The organism is Acidovorax sp. AC410, assembly GCF_979253235.1.
Genome location: NZ_CEEDCG010000001.1, coordinates 2,748,356 through 2,771,326 on the forward strand (window position 1 = coordinate 2,748,356; position 22,971 = coordinate 2,771,326).

Consider the following 22,971-nt stretch of genomic DNA (forward strand, 5'->3'; position numbering starts at 1 on the left):
TCATCGTCATCACACGCGCTCCACGATGGTGGCAATGCCCATGCCGCCGCCTACGCACAGGGTGGCCAGGCCATAGCGCAGTTGCCGACGGTGCAGCTCGTCGATCAGCGTGCCCAGGATCATGGCGCCGGTGGCCCCCAACGGGTGCCCCATGGCGATGGCGCCGCCGTTGACGTTGACCTTCTCGTGTGGCACGTCCAGTTCGCGCATGAAGCGCATGGGCACAGCGGCAAAGGCCTCGTTGACCTCGAACAGGTCGATCTGGCCGATGTCCAGGCCCGCCTTGGCCAGCGCCTTGCGTGCGGCCGGCACGGGGCCGGTGAGCATGATGGTCGGGTCGGCACCGCTGAGCGCCGTGGCCACGATGCGGGCGCGCGGCGTAAGGCCATGGGCAGCGGCCGCCGCCTCGTTGCCGATCAGCACCGCCGCCGCGCCATCGACGATGCCCGAGGCATTGCCCGCATGGTGCACATGGTGGATGCGCTCCACCTGCGGGTAGCGCTGCAGCGCCACCGCGTCGAAGCCCATGCCGCCCAGTTGTTCGAACGAGGGTTTGAGCGCGGCCAGGCCTTCGAGCGTGGTCTGCGGCTTGATGAACTCGTCCTCTTCCAGGATGGGCAGGCCCAGGAAGTCCTGCACCGGTACCACCGACCGCCGAAAGTACCCGGCCGCGCGCGCTGCGGCGGCGCGGCGCTGGGATTCGACTGCATAGGCGTCCACGTCGGAGCGCGTGAAACCGTCGAGCGTGGCGATCAGGTCCGCGCCGATGCCCTGGGGCACGAACAGCGTGGCCGAGTTGGTGTCCGGGTCCTGTGCCCAGGCACCGCCATCGGATCCAATGGGCACGCGGCTCATGCTCTCCACGCCTCCCGCCACCACCAGGTCCTCCCAGCCCGAGCGCACCTTCTGCGCGGCCAGGTTCACGGCCTCCAGGCCCGACGCGCAAAAGCGGTTGACCTGCAGACCCGAAGCGCGGAAGTCCCAACCTGCCTTGAGTGCCGCCACCTTGGGCAGCACCGAGCCTTGTTCGCCCACGGGCGAGACGATGCCCATGACGATGTCGTCCACCGCGGCGGTGTCAAAACGGTGGCGGCGCTGCAGCTCGGTCAGCAGGCCGGTGAGCAGGCTGATGGGTTTGACCTCGTGCAGGCTGCCGTCCTTCTTGCCCTTGCCCCGCGGCGTGCGGATGGCATCGAACACATAGGCTTGTGTCATGGCGTGTCTCCAGTTGTCGCCGCAGTATAGGATGGTACGGCTTTATACAGATCATCTGCTTTGTATAAATGGCGACAGCTGAGGCACGGGCGGCCGACGGCTACCGCAAGGGCAGGTCGGCCGGCGGTACCCGGGGAGCGGGGGCGGTCAGAACTTGTAGCGCACGCCCACCGTGGCCAGGTCGGCGGGCGCCGTATCGTCCGCGAAGTGCAGGCGGTGGCGCTCCCATTCCAGCACGGCGGCGACGTTGGGCGTGAAGCCCCAGCTGGCGCCGACGCCGAAGGACAGACCCATGCCGCTGTTCCTGCCGGTCTGCAGACCATAGACGGGCGGGGCGGACGTGAAGGTCCGGCTGTAGGTGGTGCCAGCCTTGGCAAACAGTTCCAGGCGGTCGCCAATGGGCGCGCGCCCCACCAGGCTCAGGTTCAGGCCCCGGGCCTTGGTCCTTCCGTCCAGCCGGTAGGCCCGGCCGAAATCGAGGTAGCCCACCTCGACGCCGAAATTGCGGTGAAAGTAGCCGCCGGTGCTGAGCTTCCAGGCCGTGTCGCTGTCGTCGTAGGCCACCCCGGACGGCCCGGAGTACAGGTCGTACCGGGAACGCCCGCCCGACAGGCCCACGTAGCCCGCCTGGGTGAAGGGCAGGATGGACCTGGAGGAGGGCATGGGCGCATCGGCAGGCGCTTGCGCGCGCGCTACGCCGCACATCACGCCGAAGAGGGCGCCGCCGATGGCGGCAATGAGCCAGGGGGAAGTGCTGCTGCGCCGTGCATGTCTCATGGAAGTCTCCCAGGGTAAGGACACCGTTCTCGACGCCCGCAAGCGCGGGCCGCCTGACTTCCAATTTAGGCGGCCGCCCTGTAACAGCACGTGGGATTTGGTAAGTGGTCTGTGTAGGAATCGGCCTGCATGGAGTTGCGCCAGCAACGCGCTATCCTGTCACCTGTGAACAGTTTCTTGTAGGCCGGCCCTTCATGGCCTTATCCTGCGCAAGCTGGGCCGCATATTGACCGCCCCCATCAGAACAATGGCAAAAACCCTCTCCGAATCCCTGCAGCGCCTGGCGCGTGACGCCATCGAATACGACGACGCGCGCTCCGGCTTTTTCCTCGAGCACCACCTGGCCCTGGCCGCCGGCGCGGGCTTGGCGGTATCCGCACTGATGGCACCCAGCCGCAGTGCGGCCGCCGTGCGCGGCCTCGCTGCCGGGGTGCTGCTGGTGCGCGGCCTCAGCGGCCGTGATGGCGTGCGCGACTGGCTGCAGGTGCGCGGCGCTGCACCGGCCCCGCGCAAGCTCAGCCCCGAAGAAATCCGCGAGACCTGGCTGCTGTAAGCGCAGCCCCAGGCAGCGGCTCGGGCTACTTGCCCAGCCCCATCGCGCGGGTGATCACTTCCTTCATGATCTCGTTCGTGCCGCCGTAGATGCGCTGCACGCGGGCATCGGCGTAGGCGCGGGTGATGGGGTACTCCCACATGTAGCCATAGCCCCCGTGCAGCTGCAGGCATTCGTCCATCACCTTGCACTGCAGGTCGCTGGTCCAGTACTTGGCCATGCTGGCCGTGGCGGTGTCCAACTGGCCGGCCACGATGAGCTCGCAGCACTTGTCCACGAACACGCGGGCCACCTGCACCTCGGTCTGCAGTTCGGCCAACGTGTAACGGGTGTTCTGGTAGCTGGCCACGGGCTGACCGAAGACCTTGCGCTGCTTGACATAGTCCACCGTCCAGTCGATGGCCGCCTGGGCCGCGGCCACGGCGGTGATGGCGATCTGCAGGCGCTCCCAGGGCAGTTGCTCCATCAGGCAGATGAAGCCGCGCCCCTCCATGGCCGGGCCGCCCAGCAGATTGTCTGCCGGCACCTTCACGTCGGTGAAGAACAGCTCGGAGGTGTCCTGTGCCTTCATGCCCAGCTTTTTCAGGCGCTGGCCCTTCTCGAAGCCCGGCATGCCGCGCTCCACCAGGAACAGGCTGGTGCCTTTGGCGCCGGCGGCCGGGTCGGTCTTGGCGACCACGATCACCAGGTCGGCGTGCCAGCCGTTGGTGATGAAGGTCTTGCTGCCGTTGAGCACATAGTGCGAGCCATCGGCGCTTTTCACGGCCGTGGCCTTGATGCCCTGCAGGTCACTGCCGGCGGCCGGCTCGCTCATGGCGATGGCGCCCACCATGGCACCGCTGGCCAGCTGCGGCAGGTAGCGGCGCTTCTGTTCCTCGGTGCCATAGTGCAGGAGGTAGGGGGCCACGATCTCGCTGTGCAGCCCGAATCCGATGCCGGTGAAGCCGGCACGCGCAATCGCCTCCATCTGCGCCACCGAGTAAAGCTTGTCGGCGCCCGCGCCGCCGTACTCCTCGGGCAGCGCCATGCACAGAAAGCCGTTCTCGCCAGCCTTGGTCCATACGGCGCGGTCCACATAGCCCTGCTCCTCCCAGGCTGCGTGGTGCGGCGCGACCTCCTTGTCGAGAAAGCGCGCAAAGCTTCCGGCAAAAGCCTGGTGGTCTGCGGTGAAGAGGGTGCGTTCGATCATGGTTGTGTCTCCGGAGTCATTTTGCAAAGCAGGCGCTTTTCAAAATTCTGCCATGGGTTCGCGGCAACAAAAAGGCCGCCCATGCGGGGCGGCCTGGCAGGCGATCGTGGACCTGCCTACTTGACGTAGTCCGACACGACCTTCCACTTGCTGTCCTGGATCTGCGACAGGCGCGACAGGTCGCTGCCCAGGCGCTTCTGCGGTCCGTAGGTCGCCTCGGCGCTGCCGAACATGTCGGGCGGGATCACCATGGTGTCCATGGCCTTGATGAAGCTCTCTGTGGTCAGCGAGGTGCCGGCCTTTTGTGCCGCGCGGATGAAGGCGTCGATGGCGCCATAGCCGTAAACCGAGAACACCGTGGGGTCTTCATTGAACTTGGTCTTGTACTTGGTGGCCCAGAAGCGGATCGGCTGCGAGGCCTCATCGAGGTAGGGGTGCTGCACCGTCATGGTCGCGTACAGGCCATCCATGGGCTTGCCGCCGAGTTTGTGGATCAGGTCGGTGTAGGCCGCGCTCGACCCGAGGAAGGTGGGGTTGAAGCCGGTCTTGCGCGCCTCGCCGATGGTGCCGATGGTTTCGCGGATGATGGTGCCCAGGACCACGAAGTCGCACTCCGCCGCCTTCATCTTCGCCACCTGGGACGAGAAGTCGGTGGCGCCGCGCTTGTACGAGGTCTTCTCGGTGAAGTCCATGCCCATGGCCTTCAGAGCCGCCTCGCCGCCGCGCATCACCTCCAGCCCGAACTCGTCGTCCTGGTAGATGGTGCAGATCTTCTTGGCGCCCTTTTCCTTGATGAGCTTGGGCGCGGCCAGGCGGATCTGGTCGTAGTAGGTGGCGGCGAACGAGTACTTGAGCTTGTGGAAGGGCTCGTACATCTCGCGCGCGGCCGTCACCGGGAAGAAGTTGATCACGTTCTTGCTGAACTGCACCGGCATGGCCGCCAGGTTCTGCGCCGTGCCGATGTGCGCCACCATCATGAAGATCTTGTCCTGGTTGACGAGCTTCTGCGCCGCCAGCACGGCCTTCTTGGGGTCGTAGCCAGAGTCCTCCACCTTGAGATCGAGCTTGCGGCCGTTGACGCCGCCCTGCTCGTTGGCCTCGTCCACGCGCAGCATCATCCCCAGGCGCACCTGCTTGCCAAAGCCCGCGAGCGGCCCCGACAGATCCTGGATGGAGCCCAGCGTGATGCTGTCCTTGGCCACGCCCTGCGTGGCCTGGGCCTGGGCGGCGCCGCTGGACATGGCCACGATGGCCAGCGCGGCAATGGGATGAAGTTTCATGACACGTCTCCTTGGATGGATCGGATTCGTCGTTATAGAACGATGCCCGGACCCGGGCACCAGCCGGCGCCGCTGGACATGGCCACGATGGCCAGCGCGGCAATGGGATGAAGTTTCATGACACGTCTCCTTGGATGGATCGGATTCGTCGTTATAGAACGATGCCCGGACCCGGGCACCAGCACTTTCCCTATGGGCGGGTCTCAGCCTCTTCTACGGATTTGCATTTGATCGTATGGCCAGGCGGGAGCCGCAGACAGTGCTTTAGCACGGCAAGGCGAACCAACGACGCTAGACGGTTGAAGGCAAATCCGTATCAGCGGTACATGGCCTCGATCTGGGCCGCGTATTTCTGCTGCACAAGCTTGCGCTTGAGCTTCATGGTGGGGGTCAGCTCCTCGTCCTCGGCTGATAGCTGGGTATCGAGCAGGAAGAATTTCTTGATCTGCTCCACGCGCGCGAAGCGGGTGTTCACGCGGTCCAGCTCTGCCTGAATCAGGGCCTGCACTTCGGGCGCGCGCGTGAGGCTGGCGTAGTTGGAGAACGGCACGTCGTTGTCCTGCGCGTACTTCTCCACGTTCTCCTGGTCGATCATGATGATCACCGTGAGGTAGGGGCGCGCATCGCCGATCACCACCGCGTCGGTCACGTAGGGGCTGAACTTGAGCTCGTTCTCCAACTCGCTCGGCGTGATGTTCTTGCCACCGGCCGTGATGATGATGTCCTTCATGCGGTCGGTGATGCGCAGGTAGCCGTCGGCGTCGATCACGCCCACGTCGCCGGTGTGCAGCCAGCCATCGGGGGAGATGGTCTCCGCCGTCTTCTCGGGCTGGTTCAGGTAGCCCTTGAAGACGTTCGGGCCGCGCACCTGGATCTCGCCCGTGCCCGGGTCCACGCGCACCTCGTTATAGCTGGCGGCGGGGCCGATGGAGCCGGGCTTGATGCGGCTGGCGGGCACGCCGGTGGCGGCGCCGCAGGTCTCGGTCATGCCCCACACCTCCAGCATGGGAACGCCCAGGGCCAGGTACCACTTGACCAGGTCGGGCGAGATGGGCGCCGCACCGGTGACCAGGAAGCGCGCGCGGTGGATGCCGATGAGCTTGCGCACATTGTTGAGCGCCAGCCAGCGCGCCAGCTGGAACTGCAGCTTCTGCCCGGCGCCCACGGGCTGCCCGGTCAGCACCTGCTCGGCAATGCGCGTGCCCACACCGATGGACCAGGCATAGGCCGCCTGCTGCAGCGCGGTGGATTCCTTGAGCGCGATCATCACGCCCGAATAGAACTTCTCCCACACGCGCGGCACGGCGGTGAATACGGTGGGGGCGATCTCGCGCACGTTCTCGGGCACGGTGTCGGGGTTCTCCACGAAGTTCAGGCGCGAGCCGGTGTACAGCGAAAAGTATTCGCCCCCCATGCGCTCGGCGATGTGGCACAGCGGCAGGAAGCACATGGCCTCGTCGTCCTCGGTGCGCGAGATCAGCGTGTTGTAGCCGCGCACGGTATAGGCCAGCGCGGCATGGGTGTGCATGGCGCCCTTGGGTTTGCCGGTGGTGCCCGAGGTGTAGACCAGGATGGCCACGTCCTCGGGTTTGCAGCCCTGCACGCGGCGCTCCAGTTCGCCTGCGTGCTGCTGGTTCCAGTCCTGGCCCAGCGCGCGCAGGTCCTGCAGGCTGATGATGCCGGGGTCTGCCAGGCTGCGCAGGCCCTCCATGTCGAAGACCACGATCTTGCGCAGCAGCGGCAGTTGCGCGCGCACCTCCAGCGCCTTGTCCAGTTGCTCGTCGTCCTCGACGAAGAGCACGCTGGTGCGCGAGTCCTCGCTCAAATAGTGCACCTGGCTGGACGCGTCGGTGGGGTAGATGCCGTTGGAGACGCCACCGCAGCTGAGCACGGCCAGATCGGCCAGCACCCATTCGATGTTGGTGCTCGACAGGATGGAGGCGCATTCGCCCGGTGCAAACCCGAGCGCCATCAGGCCGCCCGCGATCTCGCGCACGGCATCGGCGGTCTGGTCCCAGGTCCAGCTCTTCCAGATGCCGAGCTTCTTCTGGCGCATCCACACGCGCGGGCCGCGCTCGGCCACGCCGTTCCAGAACATGGCGGCCATGGTGTCGCCTGCGAGCACGTCGGTACCGGCCGGCTGGATGTGGGAGAGGTCCCATAGATTGGACATGCCGGTTACCTCCAGTTCTTCTTCTTTTTCCAGCGCCGCTCGCCGCGCACGCCGGCGTCCTTCATGCCCAGGTAGAACTCCTTGATGTCGTCCTTCTCGCGCAGGCGATCGCAGCTGTCTTCCATCACGATGCGGCCGTTCTCCAGCACGTAGCCGTAGTCGGAGGCATTGAGCGCCATGTTGGCGTTCTGCTCCACCAGCAGGATGGTGGTGCCGCGCTCGCGGTTGATGCGCACCACGATCTCGAAGATCTCCTTGGTGAGCTTGGGCGACAGGCCCAGGCTCGGCTCGTCAAGCAAGATGAGCTCGGGGGCGGCCATGAGCGCACGCGAGATCGCCAGCATCTGCTGCTGGCCACCCGAGAGCAGCCCCGCGTCCTGCGTGGCGCGCTCCTTGAGGATGGGGAAATAGGCGTACACCAGCTCCAGGTCACGTGCCACCGCGTCGGCATCGCTGCGCGTGTAGGCGCCCATGAGCAGGTTGTCGCGCACTGACAGCAGGGCGAATACCTCGCGTCCCTCGGGCACATGCACCAGCCCCCGGCGCACAATGGCAGCCGGATCGTTGGCCGTGATGTGGGCGCCCTGGAATTCGATGGACCCCCGGCGCGGGTCGATGATGCCCGAGATGGTCTTGAGGATGGTCGTCTTGCCTGCGCCGTTGCTGCCCAGAACGGCCGCGATCTCGCCGCGCTGCACCTGCAGGCTCACGCCGCGGATGGCTTTTATGGGGCCGTACGCGCTCTCCACGTTCTGCAGGCGCAGCAGCGGCGTTCCCTCTGCGGTGCTGGCGCCGGATGGTCCGGGAAATGGAATGACGGTCATCGTGCCATCCTTGCCGGTGCGCTGCCCGCCGGGCGGCGCAGGTTGCTCACATCGTCGATGGTGCCCAGGTAGGCCTCGATCACGCCGGGGTGCGCCTGCACCTCGCGCGGCGTGCCCATGGCCACCACCTCGCCCTGGTTCATGGCCAGCACGCGGTCGGAGACCTTGGACACCAGCGACATGTCGTGCTCCACCATCAGCACGGTGATGCCCAGTTCGTGCTGGATGTCCTGGATCCAGAAGGCCATGTCATCCGTCTCCTCCACGTTCAGGCCCGAGGAGGGCTCGTCCAGCAGCAGCAGACGCGGCTCGGTACACAGCGCCCGGGCCAGCTCCACCACCTTGCGCACACCGTAGGGCAGGCCGGCCACCAGGGTGTCGCGGTAGTGCTGCAGGTCCAGGAAGTCGATGATCTCCTCGGCCTTCTCGCGCGCGCGCACCTCGGCATCGCGCACGCGGCGGGTGAACAGCATGTCGGCCCACAGGCCGGTCTCGCGGCGCGTATGGCGCCCGATCAGCAGGTTGTGCAGCACGCTGGCGTGCTCGAACAGCTCGATGTTCTGGAAGGTGCGTGCAATGCCCAGGCCCGCCACCTTGTGCGGCGGCTGCTCGGTCAGCGGCAGCATGCCCGCCGGCCCCGCGTAGTGGATGGTGCCGGTGGTGGGCGTGTAGATGCGGCTGATGAGGTTGAACACCGTGGTCTTGCCCGCGCCATTGGGCCCGATCAGGGTGAACACCTCGCCGCGGCGCACCTCGAAGCCCACGTTGTTCACGGCCAGCACGCCGCCAAAGCGCACGCTGAGGTTCTGCGCGCTGAGCAGGATGTCGTCGGTCATGGTGGAAACGGCGCCGGTCATTTCAGCCTATCGGACTTCTGGAAGGACTTCTGCCGCTTGAACAGGCCCTTGCGGTAGAACGGAAACATCTGCAGCCAGGTGCGCACCTTGAGCCAGCGGCCATACAGGCCCATGGGCTCGAACAGCACGAAGAGAATCAGCACGGCCCCGTAGACCACGGCCTGCAGGCCCGGTGCCTGGCCGATGCTGGCGGGCAGCCAGTCCTTGCCCAGCGAGATCAGCTGCGGCATGGAGATCAGGAAGATGGCCCCGAGGAAGGCCCCATGCACCGAGCCCAGCCCGCCGATCACGATCATCAGCAGCAGGTCAATGGACTGCAGAATGTTGAACTGGTCGGGCGAGATGAACTGCAGCTTGTGTGCATACAGCGCCCCGCCGATGCCTGCCAGCGCGGCCGACAGCGAGAACGACAGCGTCTTGTAGCGCGCCAGGTGAATGCCCATGCTCTGCGCCGAAATCTCCGAATCGCGGATGGCCACGAAGGCCCGGCCCGTGGGCGAGCGCAGCAGGTTCAGGATGGCCAGGGTGCTGACCACGGCGATCACCAGGCACAGGAAGTAAAAGGACTCGGTGGACTCGAACTTGAAGCCCCAGATCTCGGGTGGCACCAGGTGCTTGCCCGAGTTGCCGCCCGTGACCGACTCCCAGCGCGCGAACACCTCCTCGACGATGAAGCCGAACGACAGCGTGGCCATGCCCAGGTAGATGCCCTTCACGCGCAGCGCTGGCAGGCCCACCACCACGCCCACTGCGGCCGATAGCCCGGCCGCGCAGGCCAGCGACAGCGCGAACGGCCAGCCCATGCCCGTGAGCACCGCCTGCGTGTACGCCCCCACGCCGAGGAAGGCCGCATGCCCGAGCGAGAACAGCCCCGTGAAGCCGGCCAGCAGCATCAGCCCCAGGCCGACGATGGCGTAGATCAGCACGAAGGTCAGCTGCGCCAGCCAGTACTCGGGCGCCACCCAGGGCGCCACCACCAGGGCCAGCCCCAGCATCCCGTACCAGAACACATGCCCGCCATGCTTGGCCAGGCGCAGGTCCTGCTCGTAGGAAGTCTTGAAGAGAAAGCGCATGGGGTCAGACTTTCTTTCTCAGCTTTTCGCCAAACAGTCCGTTGGGCCGCACCATCAGCATGATGAGCACCACGATGTAGGCGGCGGTGTCCTTGAAGCCGTCGGGCAGGTAAAAGCCCGAGAACGATTCGACGATGCCGATCACCAGTCCGCCGACGATGGCGCCCGGCAGGCTGCCGAAGCCGCCCACCACGGCGGCCGGGAAGGCCTTGAGCCCGATCAGCCCCATGTTGGCGTGTACGAAGGTGATGGGCGCCAGCAGCAGCCCGGCCACGGCCGCGACAGCGGCCGCCAGCCCCCAGGCCAGGCCGTTGAGGCGCTGCACGGGGATGCCCATGTAGTAGGCCGCCAGCTGGTTCTGCGACGAGGCCTGCATGGCGATGCCGAGCTTGCTGTAGCGGAACAGCGCGAACAGCAGCACGCACAGCACGCCGGTGGCGCCGATCACGGCCAGTTGCTCGGCGTTGACCACTAGGGTACCCAGGCGGAACGACAGGTCCTTGTAGGGCACGGGCAGGGTGTGTGTTTCGGTGCCGATGGTGGGGATCATGGTCACCAGGCCACGCAGCACATAGCCGATGCCGATGGTGAGCATGACGATGGAGAACGCGGGCTGGCCCAGGATGGGGCGGATGACGGCACGTTCGAGCACCGTGCCGAACAGGCCCATGGCCGCAATGCTGGCCAGCACCGCCACCCAGAAGGGAAAGCCGAGCACCGTCATCAATGCCAGGCCGCAGAAGGCGCCCAGCATCATGAGCTCGCCCTGGGCGAAGCTCACGGTTTCCGTGGCCTTGTAGATGAGCACGAAGCCGAGCGCGATCAGGCCGTAGATGCACCCCTGGGCGACGCCGCTGATCAACAGTTGCACGAATTGCACACTGGCTCTCCAGAATATTTATACAAAGCATTTGCTTTGCATAAATAATGGTGCCTGTGCGCGGCCTGTATCGCACTCGGGGCTAACCCTGATGGAGGATCAAGGCGCATGTTGTCCCTTTGCCAACGTGCGCGCAATAAGGGTTGCGTCCTATGCGGCGCGAGGAGTAACCGATGGCCATAGAGGTAGAGAAGCAAGGCCGTGTCACGCTGGTGACATTGCACCGCCCCGGCGTGCGCAACGCGGTGGACGCCGCCACCGCCCAGGCGTTGCATGCGGCTTTTCTGGATTTCGAACGCGACGATGGCGCCGACGTGGCCGTGTTCCATGGCGCGGGCGGGCATTTCTGCGCCGGCTGGGACCTGCAGGCAGGTGCCCGGCTGCAGGCCGAGGGCGCCTCGCCCGAAGCGCTGGCCGAGGGGCTCGACTATGCGGTCGATACCCGGGATCCGCCGGGCCCCATGGGTCCGAGCCGGCTGCAGTTGTCCAAGCCCGTGGTGGCCGCCATCAGCGGTGCCGCCGTGGCCGGCGGCATGGAACTGGCGCTGTGGTGCGACCTGCGCGTGATGGAAGAGGACGCCTATTTCGGCGTCTACTGTCGCCGCTTCGGCGTGCCGTTGATCGACGGCGGCACGGTGCGCCTGCCGCGCCTGATCGGGCTGTCGCAGGCGCTCGACCTGATCCTTACGGGCCGCAAGGTCGAGGCGGCCGAGGCGCTGCGCATGGGCCTGTGCAACCGCGTCGTACCACCCGGGCAGGCGTTGGTGGCCGCCCTGGCGCTGGCGCGCGAGATAGCCGCCTTCCCGCAGGCCACGATTCGGGCGGACCGTGCGAGCGCGATCGCGCAGGAGGGGCTGCCGCTGGCCGATGCGTTGTTACAGGAATGGCAGGGCGGCAGGGCCTGCCTGGCCGATGCGCTGCGGGGCGCGGCGCGCTTTGCCGCGGGCCAGGGGCGGCACGGAAAGTTTTGATTGAAAATGACCTGAAATGCTTACTTGGATGGCATGGCCTGCTATCCATTGAAGAGCGCACGCAGACACCGCACAGGAACACCATGAGCAAGACCAGCACCGCACTGCCGCAGGAATTCGAGCCAGAATTCGTGGCCGGCCTGAAATCCATCTTCGAGGAAAAGATCGTCTTCAACCAGGTGCTGGGCCTGAAGATCACTGGCCTGCACCCTGACCGGGTGGAAGGGCGCATCGAGATGAAGCCCGAGCTGGTGGGCCACTACGCGTACAACCGCGTTCATGGCGGCGTGATCAGCGCCGGGCTCGATGCCATGGGCGGCCTGGCCGTGATGGCGGCGATCGGCGCGCGCCACATGGACGAGGCGCCCGATCAGCGCCTGCACCGCTTTGCCAAGCTCGGCACCATCGACCTGCGCATCGACTACCTGCGCCCGGGCATCGGCAGCCACTTCACGCTGCACGCCGAAGTGCTGCGCCTGGGCTCGCGCGTGGCCACCACGCGCATGGAGTTCAAGGGGCCCAACGGCGAAATCATGTCGGCAGGGGCTGCGGCCTACATCGTCTCCTGAGCATCTTGCGGGCAAGGATGTAACAGGCGCATGTGTGATCCCGCAAGCCTTGCAAGTGCATGCTACGGGTGAACCGTTTGGTTACCGTTCTTGCGCAAAGCGCGCATCCATCGCGTAGGCCCACTCCTACGATGGAGCCTCTTTTCAAGGAGTACCGATGGCCGTGCAAAACCCCTTCTTTGGCAAGCGTGAACCCGAATCGTTTCAGCCCCGCCACAGTCCTTCCAACTCCACCGGCCTGAACAGTTCGGTGGCCAACTCCCCTGCAGCCGCCACCAGCGCTGCGGCGGCATCGGCCCCCGCCAGCCCGGCACTGGCCAAGCCGTCTTCGGCCTCGGATTCCACCGGCAGCAAGCTCACGGTAGGCCCCAACATCAAGCTCAAGGGCGTGGAGATCACCGATTGCGACACGCTCGTGGTCGAGGGAACGGTCGAGGCCACCATGGACTCGCGCGTGATCCAGATCTCCGAGCATGGCGCCTTCCGCGGTTCGGCCGAGATCGACATCGCCGAAATCCATGGCGAGTTCAACGGCACGCTCACGGTGCGCCAGAAGCTCGTGATCTACAGCACCGGCAAGGTCAACGGCAAGATCCGCTACGGCAAGCTGGTGGTGGAAGAGGGCGGCCAGCTGGCTGGCGAGATCGAGTCCGGCATCGGCACGGGCAGTGCCTCGTCGGCATTGCGCAGCGCGGCACAACCTGCGCGTGCCGAGCCCACGGCGATGGCGGTGGCGGCCTGAACGTCTGCAGGCCGTGACCGGGGCCAGGCAGGTCCCGGTTTTCCTTCCAGCCAGCGGATCCGGTGATCCGGGCTATGCGCCTTCCTTCTTGGGGCGCGGCACTGGGCGCGGGCGGCCGTCGTCGTCGATGGCCACATAGGTCAGGCGCGCTTCCGTTACCTTGACGTAGCGCCCCTGGTCGGCAAAGCGTTCCGCATACACCTCCACCTGCACGGTGACCGAGGTGTTGCCCACGCGCGTGATCGACGAGAAGAACGACAGGATGTCGCCCACGCGCACGGGCTGCTTGAAGATGAATTCATTGACCGCCACGGTGGCCATGCGGCCCTGCATGTAGCGCGCCGGCAGCACGGAACCGGCCAGGTCGACCTGCGCCATCACCCAGCCGCCGAAGATGTCGCCATTGCCATTGGTGTCCGCCGGCATGGGGATCACCTTGAGCACCAGCTCCTTGTCTGTGGGCAATTGGGCGGCGGGTGGGCTGAAATTCTCGGACATGGGCACAATCTCGGTTGGGGCTGGCACGGATGCTGGGGGACACCATGGGTGGACTCCAGGGCGGGCCCCGGAAAAACCACCCAGGCGCCAGCCGGGTCGGTAAAAACAACAACCGGAATTGTCCCCCATGCGCCCTGCCGGCGAACCCCACCCCACCCAGGCACCGGTTTCCACCACTGCCGCGCCCTCCGACTGGGCCACCATCGGCCGCCTGCTGCCCTACCTGTGGCAGTACAAATGGCGCGTGGTCGCGGCCATCGTCTTCATGGTGGGCGCGAAGATGGCCAATGTGGGCGTGCCCTTGTTGCTCAAGACCCTGGTCGATGCCATGGATCTGAAGCTGGGCGAGCCGGCCACCCTGCTCGTGGTGCCGGTGGGCCTGCTGCTGGCCTACGGCGCGCTGCGCCTGTCCACCTCGATCTTCAGCGAGCTGCGCGAACTGGTGTTTGCCAAGGCCACGCAGGGCGCCGCGCGCTCCATTGCGCTGCAAACCTTCGAGCACCTGCACGCCTTGAGCCTGCGCTTTCACCTGGAGCGGCAGACCGGGGGCATGACGCGCGACATCGAGCGTGGCGTGCGCGGCATCGAGTCGCTGATCTCCTTCACCTTGTTCAACGTGGTCGCCACGCTGGTCGAGGTGGTGCTGGTGCTCACCGTGCTGGCCGTGAAGTTCGACGCCTGGTTCGCCTGGATCACGCTGGCGGCCCTGGGCGTCTACATCCTGTTCACGGTGCTGGTGACCGAGTGGCGCACCCAGTTCCGGCGCGAGGCCAACGAGTTCGACTCGGCCGCGCACACCAAGGCGGTGGACTCGCTGCTCAACTACGAAACCGTCAAGTACTTCAACAACGAAGGCTTCGAGGCCCGGCGCTACGACGAGAGCCTGGAGCGGCTGCGCCGCGCGCGCCTCAAGAGCCAGACCACGCTGTCCATGCTCAATGCGGGCCAGCAGCTCATCATCGCCATCGGTCTGGTGGCCATGCTCTGGCGCGCCACGCAGGGAGTAGTCGATGGCCGCATGACGCTCGGCGACCTGGTCATGGTCAATGCCTTCATGATCCAGCTGTACATACCGCTCAATTTCCTGGGCGTGATCTACCGCGAGATCAAGCAGAGCCTCACCGACCTGGACAAGATGTTCGTGCTGATGGACAAGGAGCGCGAGGTGGCCGATGCCCCTGGTGCCCAGCCGCTCACGGGCCTCACCCAGGCCACGGTGCGTTTCGAGAATGTGCATTTCGCCTACGACACGCGCACCGGCGAGGGCATTGCCAGCGGCCGACCCATCCTGCAAGGCGTGAGCTTCGAGATCCCCGCCGGCAAGACGGTGGCCGTGGTCGGCCCATCGGGCTCCGGCAAGTCCACGCTGGCGCGGCTGCTGTACCGGTTCTACGACATCCAGCAGGGCCGCATCACCATCGCCGGGCAGGAGATCCGCTCGGTCACCCAGGCCAGCGTGCGCCAGGCGATCGGCATCGTGCCGCAGGACACGGTGCTCTTCAACGACACCATCGCCTACAACATCGCCTACGGCCGCCCGGGCGCCAGCCAGGCCGAGGTGGAGGCCGCCGCCCGCTCGGCGCGCATCCACGACTTCATCGCCGGCACGCCTGCCGGCTACGGGGCCATGGTGGGCGAGCGCGGGCTCAAGCTCTCGGGCGGTGAAAAGCAGCGCGTGGCGATTGCCCGCACACTGCTCAAGAACCCGCCGATCCTGATCTTCGACGAGGCCACCTCGGCGCTGGACTCGGCCAACGAGCGCGCCATCCAGGCCGAGCTGCAGAGTGCGGCACAGAACAAGACCACGCTGCTGATCGCGCACCGCCTGTCGACGGTGGTCGATGCGCACGAGATCCTGGTCATGGACGCCGGCCGCATCATCGAGCGCGGTACCCACGCCGAGTTGCTGGCCCAGCGCGGCCGCTACGCCAGCATGTGGGCGCTGCAGCAGAGCGATGGAGCGGCATGAAGCTTGCCTCCATCCATCGGAACCGCTTTTGATTTCCCATTGATTCCACAGCCATGAAACCTGTCCTGCTTGCCCTGTCGTTCCTGTCGGAAGAACACTGCGCCCAATTGTCGGAAACCTTCGATCTGGTGTATGTGCCCGAAGCCCCGCAGCACCAGGCCGCCATCGCCGAGCACGGCAGCCGCGTGCGCGTGGTGCTCACCATCGGCTCCATCGGCATCACGCCCGCGCAGATCGATGCGCTGCCAGCCCTCACGCTGATCTGCGCGCTGGGCGCTGGCTACGAGAACATCGCCGTGGCGCATGCCAAGGCACGTGGCATCGAGGTGGCCAATGGCGCCGGTACCAATGACGACTGCGTGGCCGACCATGCCTTCGGTTTGCTGATCGCGGCCGTGCGCGGCATCCCCAAGCTGGATACCGCCACCCGCCAGGGCGTGTGGCGCACGGCGCTGCCCCTGCCTCCCAACGTCTCGCACAAGCGCCTGGGCATCATCGGCCTGGGCACCATCGGCAAGAAGATCGCCCAGCGCGCGCTCGGTTTCGATCTGCAGGTCGGCTACCACAACCGCAGCGAGCGCACGGACGTGCCCTACCGCTACTTCGGCGATGTGGCCTCGCTGGCCGAGTGGGCCGACTTCCTGGTGGTGGCCACGCCCGGCGGCCCGGGCACGCATCACCTGGTCAATGCCCAGGTGCTCGACGCGCTGGGGCCGCGCGGCTATGTGGTCAACATTGCGCGCGGCAGCGTGATCGACACCGCCGCGCTGGCCAGCGCGCTGCGCGAAGGGCGCCTGGCGGGTGCGGGCCTGGATGTGTACGAGAGCGAACCCGCGCCACCGGCCGAACTGCTGGACCTGGACAGGGTGGTGCTCACCCCGCATGTGGGCGGCTGGTCACCCGAGGCGGTGCAGGCCTCAGTGGACCGCTTCGTCGAGAATGCGCGCCGCCACCTCGCGGGCGAGGCGCCGGTTTCTCCTGTGTAAGGCGGTCGATGCGCTAGATGGAACTTCTGAGCTTGCACAACAGACCCGAGCAGCTATAACTGCGGCAGTTTGGGAGGGAGCGATGGATTTCAAGGATTTGCAATCGCGCTTGCGCGATTTCGCCGCCGCGCGTGATTGGAAGCAGTTTCATACGCCCAAGAATCTGGCCATGGCCTTGATGGTGGAAGCTGCGGAGTTGCTGGAGTTGTTCCAGTGGCTCACCACCGAGCAGTCCCACACACTTACCCGGGATGCTGCAGACATGGAGCGGGTGGGCGATGAGGTCGCCGATGTGCTGCTGTACTTGGTGCAACTGGCTGACCGAACCGGCGTGGATGTGGAGCAGGCCGTGGAGCGGAAGTTGCTCAAAAACGCGCAAAGGTACCCGGCAAAACACCCCGAAAAGCCAGAGCCTGGCCCAAAGACCCATGTTTTCGTTGATTGGGAAAATGTTCAGCCGAAAGGTACGGAGCTGCGCCTTCTCGTGCCGGAAGGCTCTGATGTCTGGCTTTTCCACAGCCCTCAGCAGAAAGTGGACTCATCCAGCCACCAGCTTACTTTTGGCGCTGGCAAAGTGACATTGGTACCTCGGACCGGCGCAGGCAAGAACGCTTTGGATTTTCAGCTGAGCTACTACATCGGCTATGTGTCGGCACGTCAACCGCAGGGGCGGTTCGTCGTGGTGTCGAACGATGGAGGCTATGACCCGATGCTGGCGCATGCACGCGAGCTTGGGTTTGAGGCAATCCGGCGCGAGTTTCGCAGGGCGCCCGCGCCGCCCCCGGTACTTCCTGCAAAACCCAAGTCTGTCAAGGCGGCGGCACTCAAGTCCAAGCCGCCGTCGGTACCTTTGGCGCTGCTGCCTGATGCCGAGCCGTCTGCTGCGCAGATTGCGTGGCGTGCGATTGTGCAGTTGCGCATGCGCGAGTTTGTGAGCAGACCGGTGCGATCAGAAGAATGGCAGACTTTCGTGGAAGGGCTGATTCGGGAGCCTGTGCGCGACAAGGCTGGGTTGGCGCAACGCGCTTGTCAGCTTGTTTGGGGGCGAAGGCTGGGGCAGAGAACAGCACCCGATGACCTGCTGCACCCTGCCCAACTGAGACCAGAAGCGCCAGCCGTGTTGGAGGATCAAAATCTTTATATTGGCTCGGCCACTCTTTCGCCGCAAGGTACTGTGAAAAATCCGGTAGCGGCGTCGAAGAGCGTGCAGCCCATGACGGCTACCAAAAAGCCTCCGCCTGTGCCAAGTATGGACAGCAAAGACTCTGCGCAAAGTGGAAGGAAGGAGCCCGCAGGCAAAAAAATGGTTGTCGCGGCCACGGCAGCAGGGATCGCACAGCACGTGCTGATCTCTTTAGGAAAAATGCCCGGCAACAAGCCAGCGCGTCGGGCAGGTTTGCTCAAATTCATCGAGACTCACGCCTCCAAAGCTACGAACCCAAAATCCATGGCGCTTCAAGTCTGCGCCTTGCTGGAGGCTCGCAACGCCCTGACGCTCTCGTCGGATGGGAAAAGAATCACCTATACCTCTGCACGAGCGAAGAAGCCTGCACGCATCTGAGCGCCGGCTTTCGCGCGGCGAGGGAACCTGCACAGCTGTCCGATGGCGCCATCGCGCGTTTCAGTGCACCTGCCAGGAACCAAACAAAGTGCTTTTTGCTCAGCCCCCGCCGAGCACCTTGTACAAGGTGATGCGGTTGGTCTGCTCGGCCAACTGCAGGCTCAGCAGGGTCTGCTGCGCCGCGTACAGCGAGCGCTGCGCGTCGAGTACCGTGAGGTAGTTGTCGGCGCCGGCCTTGAAGCGGGCTTCGGACAGGGCGTAGACGCGCTCCGTCGCGGCCAGCAGCGAGGTCTGCGCGGTGATGCGGTCCGTCAGGGTGGCGCGCTCGGCCAGGGCATCGGCCGCTTCGCGGAAGGCGGTCTGGATGACCTTCTCGTACTGCGTGAGGGCGATGCGCTGGTTGGCCTGGGCGACGTCCAGGTTGGCCTGGTTGCGGCCGCCGTCGAAGATCGGCAGCCGGATCTGCGGCACGAAGCTCCACAGCAGGTTGCCACTGCCGAACAGGCCCGAGAGCTCCGTGCTCGCCGTGCCCACGCTGGCCGTGAGCGAGATGCTGGGGAAGAAAGCCGCACGCGCGGCGCCGATGTTGGCGTAGCTGGCATGCAGGCTGCGCTCGGCGGCCATCACGTCGGGGCGCGACAGCAGCACACTCGAGGGAATCTGCGCGGGCACGGCCAGCAGTTGCAGGGCGCTTTCGCGCAGCATGGGCACCGGTGCGGCCGCCTGTGTGACGCGCTCGCTGCGCCGTTCGTCGGGCACCTTGGCGGCTGTCGGCACAGCGGGCGCGGGTTGTACCGCGGGCAGCAGGGTGGCCGGAACGGGCGAACCCACCAGCAACTGCAGCGCATTGCGGTCGCGCGCCACCTGGCTGGTGAAGGCGGCGACGTCGGCGCGCGCGCTGTCCACCGTGGTCTGGTTCTGCGCCAGCACCAGGCCCGAGGTGCCCCCCAGGCGGTGCGTGCGCTCAGTCAGGGAATACGACGCCTCGCGCGAGCGCAGGGTTTCCTTGGCCAGTTCCAGGCGCGCCTGGTCGGCGGCAAGGTTGAGCCAGGCGCTGGTGACCTCGGCCACCAGGCTCAGCTGCACGCTGCGCTGGCTGTCGGTGACGCGCAGCACCTCCTGCAGGGCGGCCTCGTTGAGGTTGCGCACGCGGCCGAAGAAGTCGAGCTCGTAGCTGGTGATGCCCAACTGTGCGCTGTACTGCTCGCCGATCTGCGAGCGGCCGGCCGTGGTCAGGTCGGCGGCGGTGCGGCTGCGGTTGCCCTGGGCCGTGCCGCCCACGCCGGGCAGGCGGTCGGCGCGGCTCACGCCGTACTGTGCCTGGGCGCGCTCGATGGCCAGGGCTGCGGAGCGCAGGTCGCGGTTGTTCTGCAGCGCCAGGGTGATGACGTCGCGCAACTGGCCGGACTGCACTACGGCATCCCAGCCGAGCGGGGCATAGGTGGGCGCGCTGGCATCCGCGACCGTGGCGGCGTTGTCCAGGGCGGCGGGAACCGGGGCCGCGGGGCGGTCGTAGCTGGGGGCCAGGTTGGTGCAGCCGGCCAGGAGTAGCAGGGCGCACAGCGGTGTCAACAGGGCTCTGTGCATGCCGGAGGAAACAGCGGGTCGGGCCGCGAGGGTGGAGTGCATGCTCATGCCTGCACCTCCTTCACCTCGGCTGGCAGGTGGGGTGGGGTGGGCTTGCGCGAGGCGAACCACGAGCGCACCAGCAGGAAGAACACAGGCACGAAGAACAGCCCCAGGACGGTGGAGGCGACCATGCCGCCGAGCACGCCGGTGCCGATGGCCTGGCGGCCGCCCGCGCCGGCACCCGTTCCGATGGCCAGGGGCAGCACGCCGAAGCCGAAGGCCAGCGAGGTCATGAGGATGGGGCGCAGGCGCATGCGCACGGCTTCCACCGTGGCGTCATACAGGTTCTTGCCCTGGGTTTGCAATTGCACCGCAAATTCGACGATCAGGATGGCGTTCTTCGAGGCCAGCCCCACGGTGGTGAGCAGCCCCACCTGGAAGTACACGTCGTTGGTCATGCCGCGCGTGTAGGTGGCCAGCAGGGCCCCGATCACGCCCAGCGGCACGGCCAGCATCACCGAGAACGGCACACTCCAGCTTTCGTACAGGGCCGCCAGGCACAGGAACACGAAGAGGATGGAGACGGCGTAGAGCAGCGGCGCTTGCGAGCCTGAGCGGCGCTCCTGCAGCGATGCGCCCGTCCACTCCATGCCGATGCCGGGCGGCAGCTTCTTCATGATTTCCTCGATGGCCACCATGGCGTCGCCCGAGCTGGCGCCTGGCGCGGTTTCGGCCTGCAGTTCCAGGGCGGGGCTGCCGTTGTAGCGCATGAGCTGCGGTGGGCCGTTGGTCCACGAGGTGCTGGCAAAGGTCGAGAAGGGCACCATTTCGCCATTGCGGTTGCGCACGCTCCAGTGGCCGATGTCCTGCGGCAGCATGCGGTAGGGCGCATCGCCCTGCACGTACACGCGCTTGACGCGGCCCTGGTGCACGAAGTCGTTCACATAGGTGCCGCCCATGGCGCTGGAGAGCACGCCGTTGATGTCCGCCGTGGTCAACCCCTGGGCCGCGGCCTTGCGGTCATCGATGGTGACCTTGAGCTCCGAGGTGTTGTCGAAATTGGTGGTCCGCACATTGGTGAGGATCGGGTTCTGGCGGGTCAGTTCGATCAACTGGTCCTTGGCGGCGACGAGAGCATCCTGCCCCAGTCCGTTGAGGTCCTTGATCATGAAGTTGATGCCCGCGCTCGACCCCAGGCCACGCACGGCCGGCGGCAGCGAGACGAAGATGCGTGCGTCGCGGATCTTGGCGAGGTCCTTGGTGGCCTGGCTGGCGATGACCTCCGCCGACTGGCTGCGCAGCGGGCGTTCCGCCCAGGGCTTGAGCCGGATGAACATGTTGCCGGAGTTCTGGTTGCCGTTGTTGCCGGCAATCGAATTCACACGCAGCACTTCGGGCTTGGCCAGAAAGTAGTCCTTGATTTCATCGAGCACCACACCCAGGCGCTCGTCGGTGGCGCCAGAGGGCAAGGTGATCGAGGCCGTCACGAAACCCTGGTCCTCATTGGGCAGGAAGGAGGTGGGCAGTACCTTGAACAGCAGCCCCACGCCCACCAGGATCGCCAGGTAGATCACGACCATGCGCAGGCTGCGCTTGAGCAGGCCGCCCACGACGCGCTGGTAGCGGTTGGCCGTGCTGTCGAACGTGCGGTTGAACCAGGCGAAGAAGCGGTCGCTCAGGCCCAGCAGGCCGCGCCGTGGCGGGCCGTCGTGCGCTGCATGGTGACCCTTCTCGATGGGCTTGAGCAGGGTGGCGCACAGCGCCGGCGTCAGCGTCAGCGCCACGAACACCGACAGCGCCATGGCCGAGACGATGGTGATGGAGAACTGGCGGTAGATAACCCCGGTGGAGCCCGTGAAGAAGGCCATGGGGATGAACACGGCCGACAGCGTGAGGCCGATGCCCACCAGCGCGGGCGTGATCTCCTTCATCGACTTGCGCGTGGCCTCCTTGGGCGACAGGCCCTCCTCGCTCATCACGCGCTCCACGTTCTCCACCACCACGATGGCATCGTCCACCAGCAGGCCGATGGCCAGCACCATGGCGAACATGGTCAGCATGTTGATCGAGTAGCCCAGCGCCGAGAGCACGCCGAAGGTGCCCAGCAGCACCACGGGCACGGCAATCGCCGGGATCATCGTGGCGCGGAAGTTCTGCAGGAAGATGAACATCACGATCACCACCAGCAGCATGGCCTCGGCAAGCGTCTTGACCACTTCCTCGATGGAGGCACGCACGAAGGGGGTGGAGTCCGAGCTGACCACGCCGTTGATGCCGTCCGGGAAGAAGGGTTCGAGTTCCTTCATCTTGCGCGCCACGGCGTCGGCCACGTCCATGGCGTTGGCGCCGTCGGCCAGCACGATGCCGATACCGGCGCCCGGTTGCCCGTTCAGGCGCGACTTCACGGTGAGGTTGTCCGCCTCCAGCGCCACCCGGGCGACGTCGGCCATGGTGACCACCGAGCCGTCGGTGCCGGACTTGAGCACGATGCCCTCGAATTCGGGCACTGTCTGCAGCTTGGTGCGTGCAGTGATCGTGGCGTTGAGCATCTGCCCCGCCGGTGCGGGCTGCTGGCCGAGCTGGCCGGCCGAGACCTGGGCGTTCTGGGCATTGAGCGCGGTGATCAGGTCCGACGGCATCAGCGCGAACTTCTCCATTTTCGCCGGGTCGATCCAGATGCGCATGGCATAGGAGGTGCCGAACACGGTCACGTCGCCCACGCCGTCCAGGCGGGCGATCACGTCCACCACGTTGCTGGAGATGTAGTCGCCAATGGCCACCTGGGTCACGGTGGGGTCGGGCGAGGTGAACACGTAGGTCACCAGGAAGTCCTGGCCGCCCTTGTTCACGAACACGCCGCGGCTCTTGACGGCCTCAGGCAGCCGGTTCATGGCCGCCTGCAGCTTGTTCTGCACCTGCACCTGGGCCACGTCGATGTTGGCACCGGGGGCGAAGGTCAGGGTGGTGCGCGAGCGGCCGGCGGAGTCGCTGGTTGAACCCATGTACAGCAGGCTGTCGATGCCCTTGAGCTGCTGCTCGATCACCTGGGTCACCGAGTTGTCGACCGTGCCGGCCGAGGCACCGGTGTAGGTGGTGTTGATGGTCACGCGCGGTGGCGCGATGTCAGGGTACTGCTCCAGCGGCAGCGTGAAGATGGACATCGCCCCCGCCAGCATGATGACGATGGACAGCACCCAGGCGAAGACCGGGCGGTTGATGAAGAACTGGGCCATGGATCAGCGTGGGGGTGGGGTCGCAGGTCGGTCGGGTGGGGGCGGTGCGCGC

Annotated in this window: 18 protein-coding genes and 2 pseudogenes; 8 read left to right on the forward strand and 12 right to left on the reverse strand. The window is 66.0% G+C overall.

Annotated features, from left to right (window positions below; translation table 11 throughout):
• Positions 1-9: 9 nt before the first annotated feature.
• Both AC0IZS_RS12830 and AC0IZS_RS12835 read right to left on the reverse strand, forming a co-directional pair.
• A complete protein-coding gene (locus AC0IZS_RS12830) occupies positions 10-1,215 on the reverse strand; it encodes an acetyl-CoA C-acetyltransferase (RefSeq protein ID WP_471635967.1) in 1,206 nt (401 codons plus the stop codon).
• A gap of 147 nt (positions 1,216-1,362) precedes the next feature.
• Entirely contained in the window at positions 1,363-1,992 is a 630-nt protein-coding gene (locus AC0IZS_RS12835) for an outer membrane beta-barrel protein (RefSeq protein ID WP_471635968.1), read from the reverse strand.
• 247 nt (positions 1,993-2,239) lie between these two features.
• Here AC0IZS_RS12835 and AC0IZS_RS12840 point away from each other — a divergent pair, with 247 nt between their 5' ends.
• Complete coding sequence (locus tag AC0IZS_RS12840; protein WP_007862169.1) at positions 2,240-2,545, forward strand: hypothetical protein; 306 nt, start codon at positions 2,240-2,242, stop codon at positions 2,543-2,545.
• A gap of 25 nt (positions 2,546-2,570) precedes the next feature.
• Here the strand turns inward: AC0IZS_RS12840 and AC0IZS_RS12845 are convergent, their stop codons facing one another.
• From AC0IZS_RS12845 to AC0IZS_RS12875, 7 genes are all read right to left on the reverse strand, one after another.
• Positions 2,571-3,734, reverse strand: a complete 1,164-nt coding sequence (locus tag AC0IZS_RS12845; RefSeq protein ID WP_471635969.1) for an acyl-CoA dehydrogenase family protein — start codon at positions 3,732-3,734, stop codon at positions 2,571-2,573.
• A 116-nt stretch (positions 3,735-3,850) separates the two neighbouring features.
• The gene (locus tag AC0IZS_RS12850; RefSeq protein WP_471635970.1) at positions 3,851-5,014 is read right to left on the reverse strand and encodes an ABC transporter substrate-binding protein; all 1,164 of its coding nucleotides are present in this window, start codon (positions 5,012-5,014) and stop codon (positions 3,851-3,853) included.
• Between the two features lie 316 nt (positions 5,015-5,330).
• Positions 5,331-7,187, reverse strand: coding sequence for an AMP-dependent synthetase/ligase (locus AC0IZS_RS12855; RefSeq protein WP_471635971.1), 1,857 nt, complete (start codon positions 7,185-7,187; stop codon positions 5,331-5,333).
• Positions 7,188-7,192: 5 nt separating this feature from the next.
• A complete protein-coding gene (locus tag AC0IZS_RS12860; protein ID WP_471635972.1) occupies positions 7,193-8,011 on the reverse strand; it encodes an ABC transporter ATP-binding protein in 819 nt (272 codons plus the stop codon).
• Complete coding sequence (locus tag AC0IZS_RS12865) at positions 8,008-8,847, reverse strand: ABC transporter ATP-binding protein (protein WP_471635973.1); 840 nt, start codon at positions 8,845-8,847, stop codon at positions 8,008-8,010. Before AC0IZS_RS12865 ends, AC0IZS_RS12860 begins: the two co-directional genes overlap by 4 nt.
• 17 nt (positions 8,848-8,864) lie before the next feature.
• Positions 8,865-9,941: a branched-chain amino acid ABC transporter permease gene (locus AC0IZS_RS12870; RefSeq protein WP_471635974.1), complete on the reverse strand. Its 1,077-nt coding sequence runs from the start codon at positions 9,939-9,941 to the stop codon at positions 8,865-8,867.
• 4 nt (positions 9,942-9,945) lie between these two features.
• Positions 9,946-10,821, reverse strand: coding sequence for a branched-chain amino acid ABC transporter permease (locus AC0IZS_RS12875; protein WP_471635975.1), 876 nt, complete (start codon positions 10,819-10,821; stop codon positions 9,946-9,948).
• Between the two features lie 173 nt (positions 10,822-10,994).
• Between AC0IZS_RS12875 and AC0IZS_RS12880 the strand changes: the two genes are divergently transcribed.
• The 3 genes from AC0IZS_RS12880 (at position 10,995) to AC0IZS_RS12890 (ending at position 13,103) form a co-directional block, all read left to right on the forward strand.
• Positions 10,995-11,792: a crotonase/enoyl-CoA hydratase family protein gene (locus tag AC0IZS_RS12880; RefSeq protein ID WP_471635976.1), complete on the forward strand. Its 798-nt coding sequence runs from the start codon at positions 10,995-10,997 to the stop codon at positions 11,790-11,792.
• An 83-nt stretch (positions 11,793-11,875) separates the two neighbouring features.
• Positions 11,876-12,361, forward strand: a complete 486-nt coding sequence (locus tag AC0IZS_RS12885; protein WP_471635977.1) for a thioesterase family protein — start codon at positions 11,876-11,878, stop codon at positions 12,359-12,361.
• 157 nt (positions 12,362-12,518) lie between these two features.
• The gene (locus AC0IZS_RS12890) at positions 12,519-13,103 is read left to right on the forward strand and encodes a bactofilin family protein (RefSeq protein WP_471635978.1); all 585 of its coding nucleotides are present in this window, start codon (positions 12,519-12,521) and stop codon (positions 13,101-13,103) included.
• A gap of 72 nt (positions 13,104-13,175) precedes the next feature.
• On the opposite strand, the gene AC0IZS_RS12895 is transcribed toward AC0IZS_RS12890, so the two are convergent.
• Complete coding sequence (locus AC0IZS_RS12895; RefSeq protein WP_471635979.1) at positions 13,176-13,601, reverse strand: acyl-CoA thioesterase; 426 nt, start codon at positions 13,599-13,601, stop codon at positions 13,176-13,178.
• 127 nt (positions 13,602-13,728) lie between these two features.
• Between AC0IZS_RS12895 and AC0IZS_RS12900 the strand changes: the two genes are divergently transcribed.
• From AC0IZS_RS12900 to AC0IZS_RS12915, 4 genes and pseudogenes are all read left to right on the forward strand, one after another.
• Positions 13,729-15,570, forward strand: coding sequence for an ABCB family ABC transporter ATP-binding protein/permease (locus AC0IZS_RS12900; RefSeq protein ID WP_471635980.1), 1,842 nt, complete (start codon positions 13,729-13,731; stop codon positions 15,568-15,570).
• A gap of 53 nt (positions 15,571-15,623) precedes the next feature.
• Entirely contained in the window at positions 15,624-16,556 is a 933-nt protein-coding gene (locus AC0IZS_RS12905; protein ID WP_471635981.1) for a 2-hydroxyacid dehydrogenase, read from the forward strand.
• Between the two features lie 82 nt (positions 16,557-16,638).
• Positions 16,639-16,944, forward strand: a pseudogene (locus AC0IZS_RS12910) (nucleotide pyrophosphohydrolase); the annotation flags it as partial.
• A 57-nt stretch (positions 16,945-17,001) separates the two neighbouring features.
• A pseudogene (locus tag AC0IZS_RS12915) lies at positions 17,002-18,117 on the forward strand (PIN domain-containing protein); the annotation flags it as partial.
• 99 nt (positions 18,118-18,216) lie between these two features.
• On the opposite strand, the gene AC0IZS_RS12920 reads toward AC0IZS_RS12915, so the two are convergent.
• Both AC0IZS_RS12920 and AC0IZS_RS12925 read right to left on the reverse strand, forming a co-directional pair.
• On the reverse strand, positions 18,217-19,704 hold the full coding sequence (locus AC0IZS_RS12920; protein WP_471639514.1) for a TolC family protein: 1,488 nt from the start codon (positions 19,702-19,704) through the stop codon (positions 18,217-18,219).
• Positions 19,705-19,748: 44 nt separating this feature from the next.
• Complete coding sequence (locus tag AC0IZS_RS12925; protein WP_436176738.1) at positions 19,749-22,919, reverse strand: efflux RND transporter permease subunit; 3,171 nt, start codon at positions 22,917-22,919, stop codon at positions 19,749-19,751.
• Positions 22,920-22,971 lie beyond the last annotated feature (52 nt).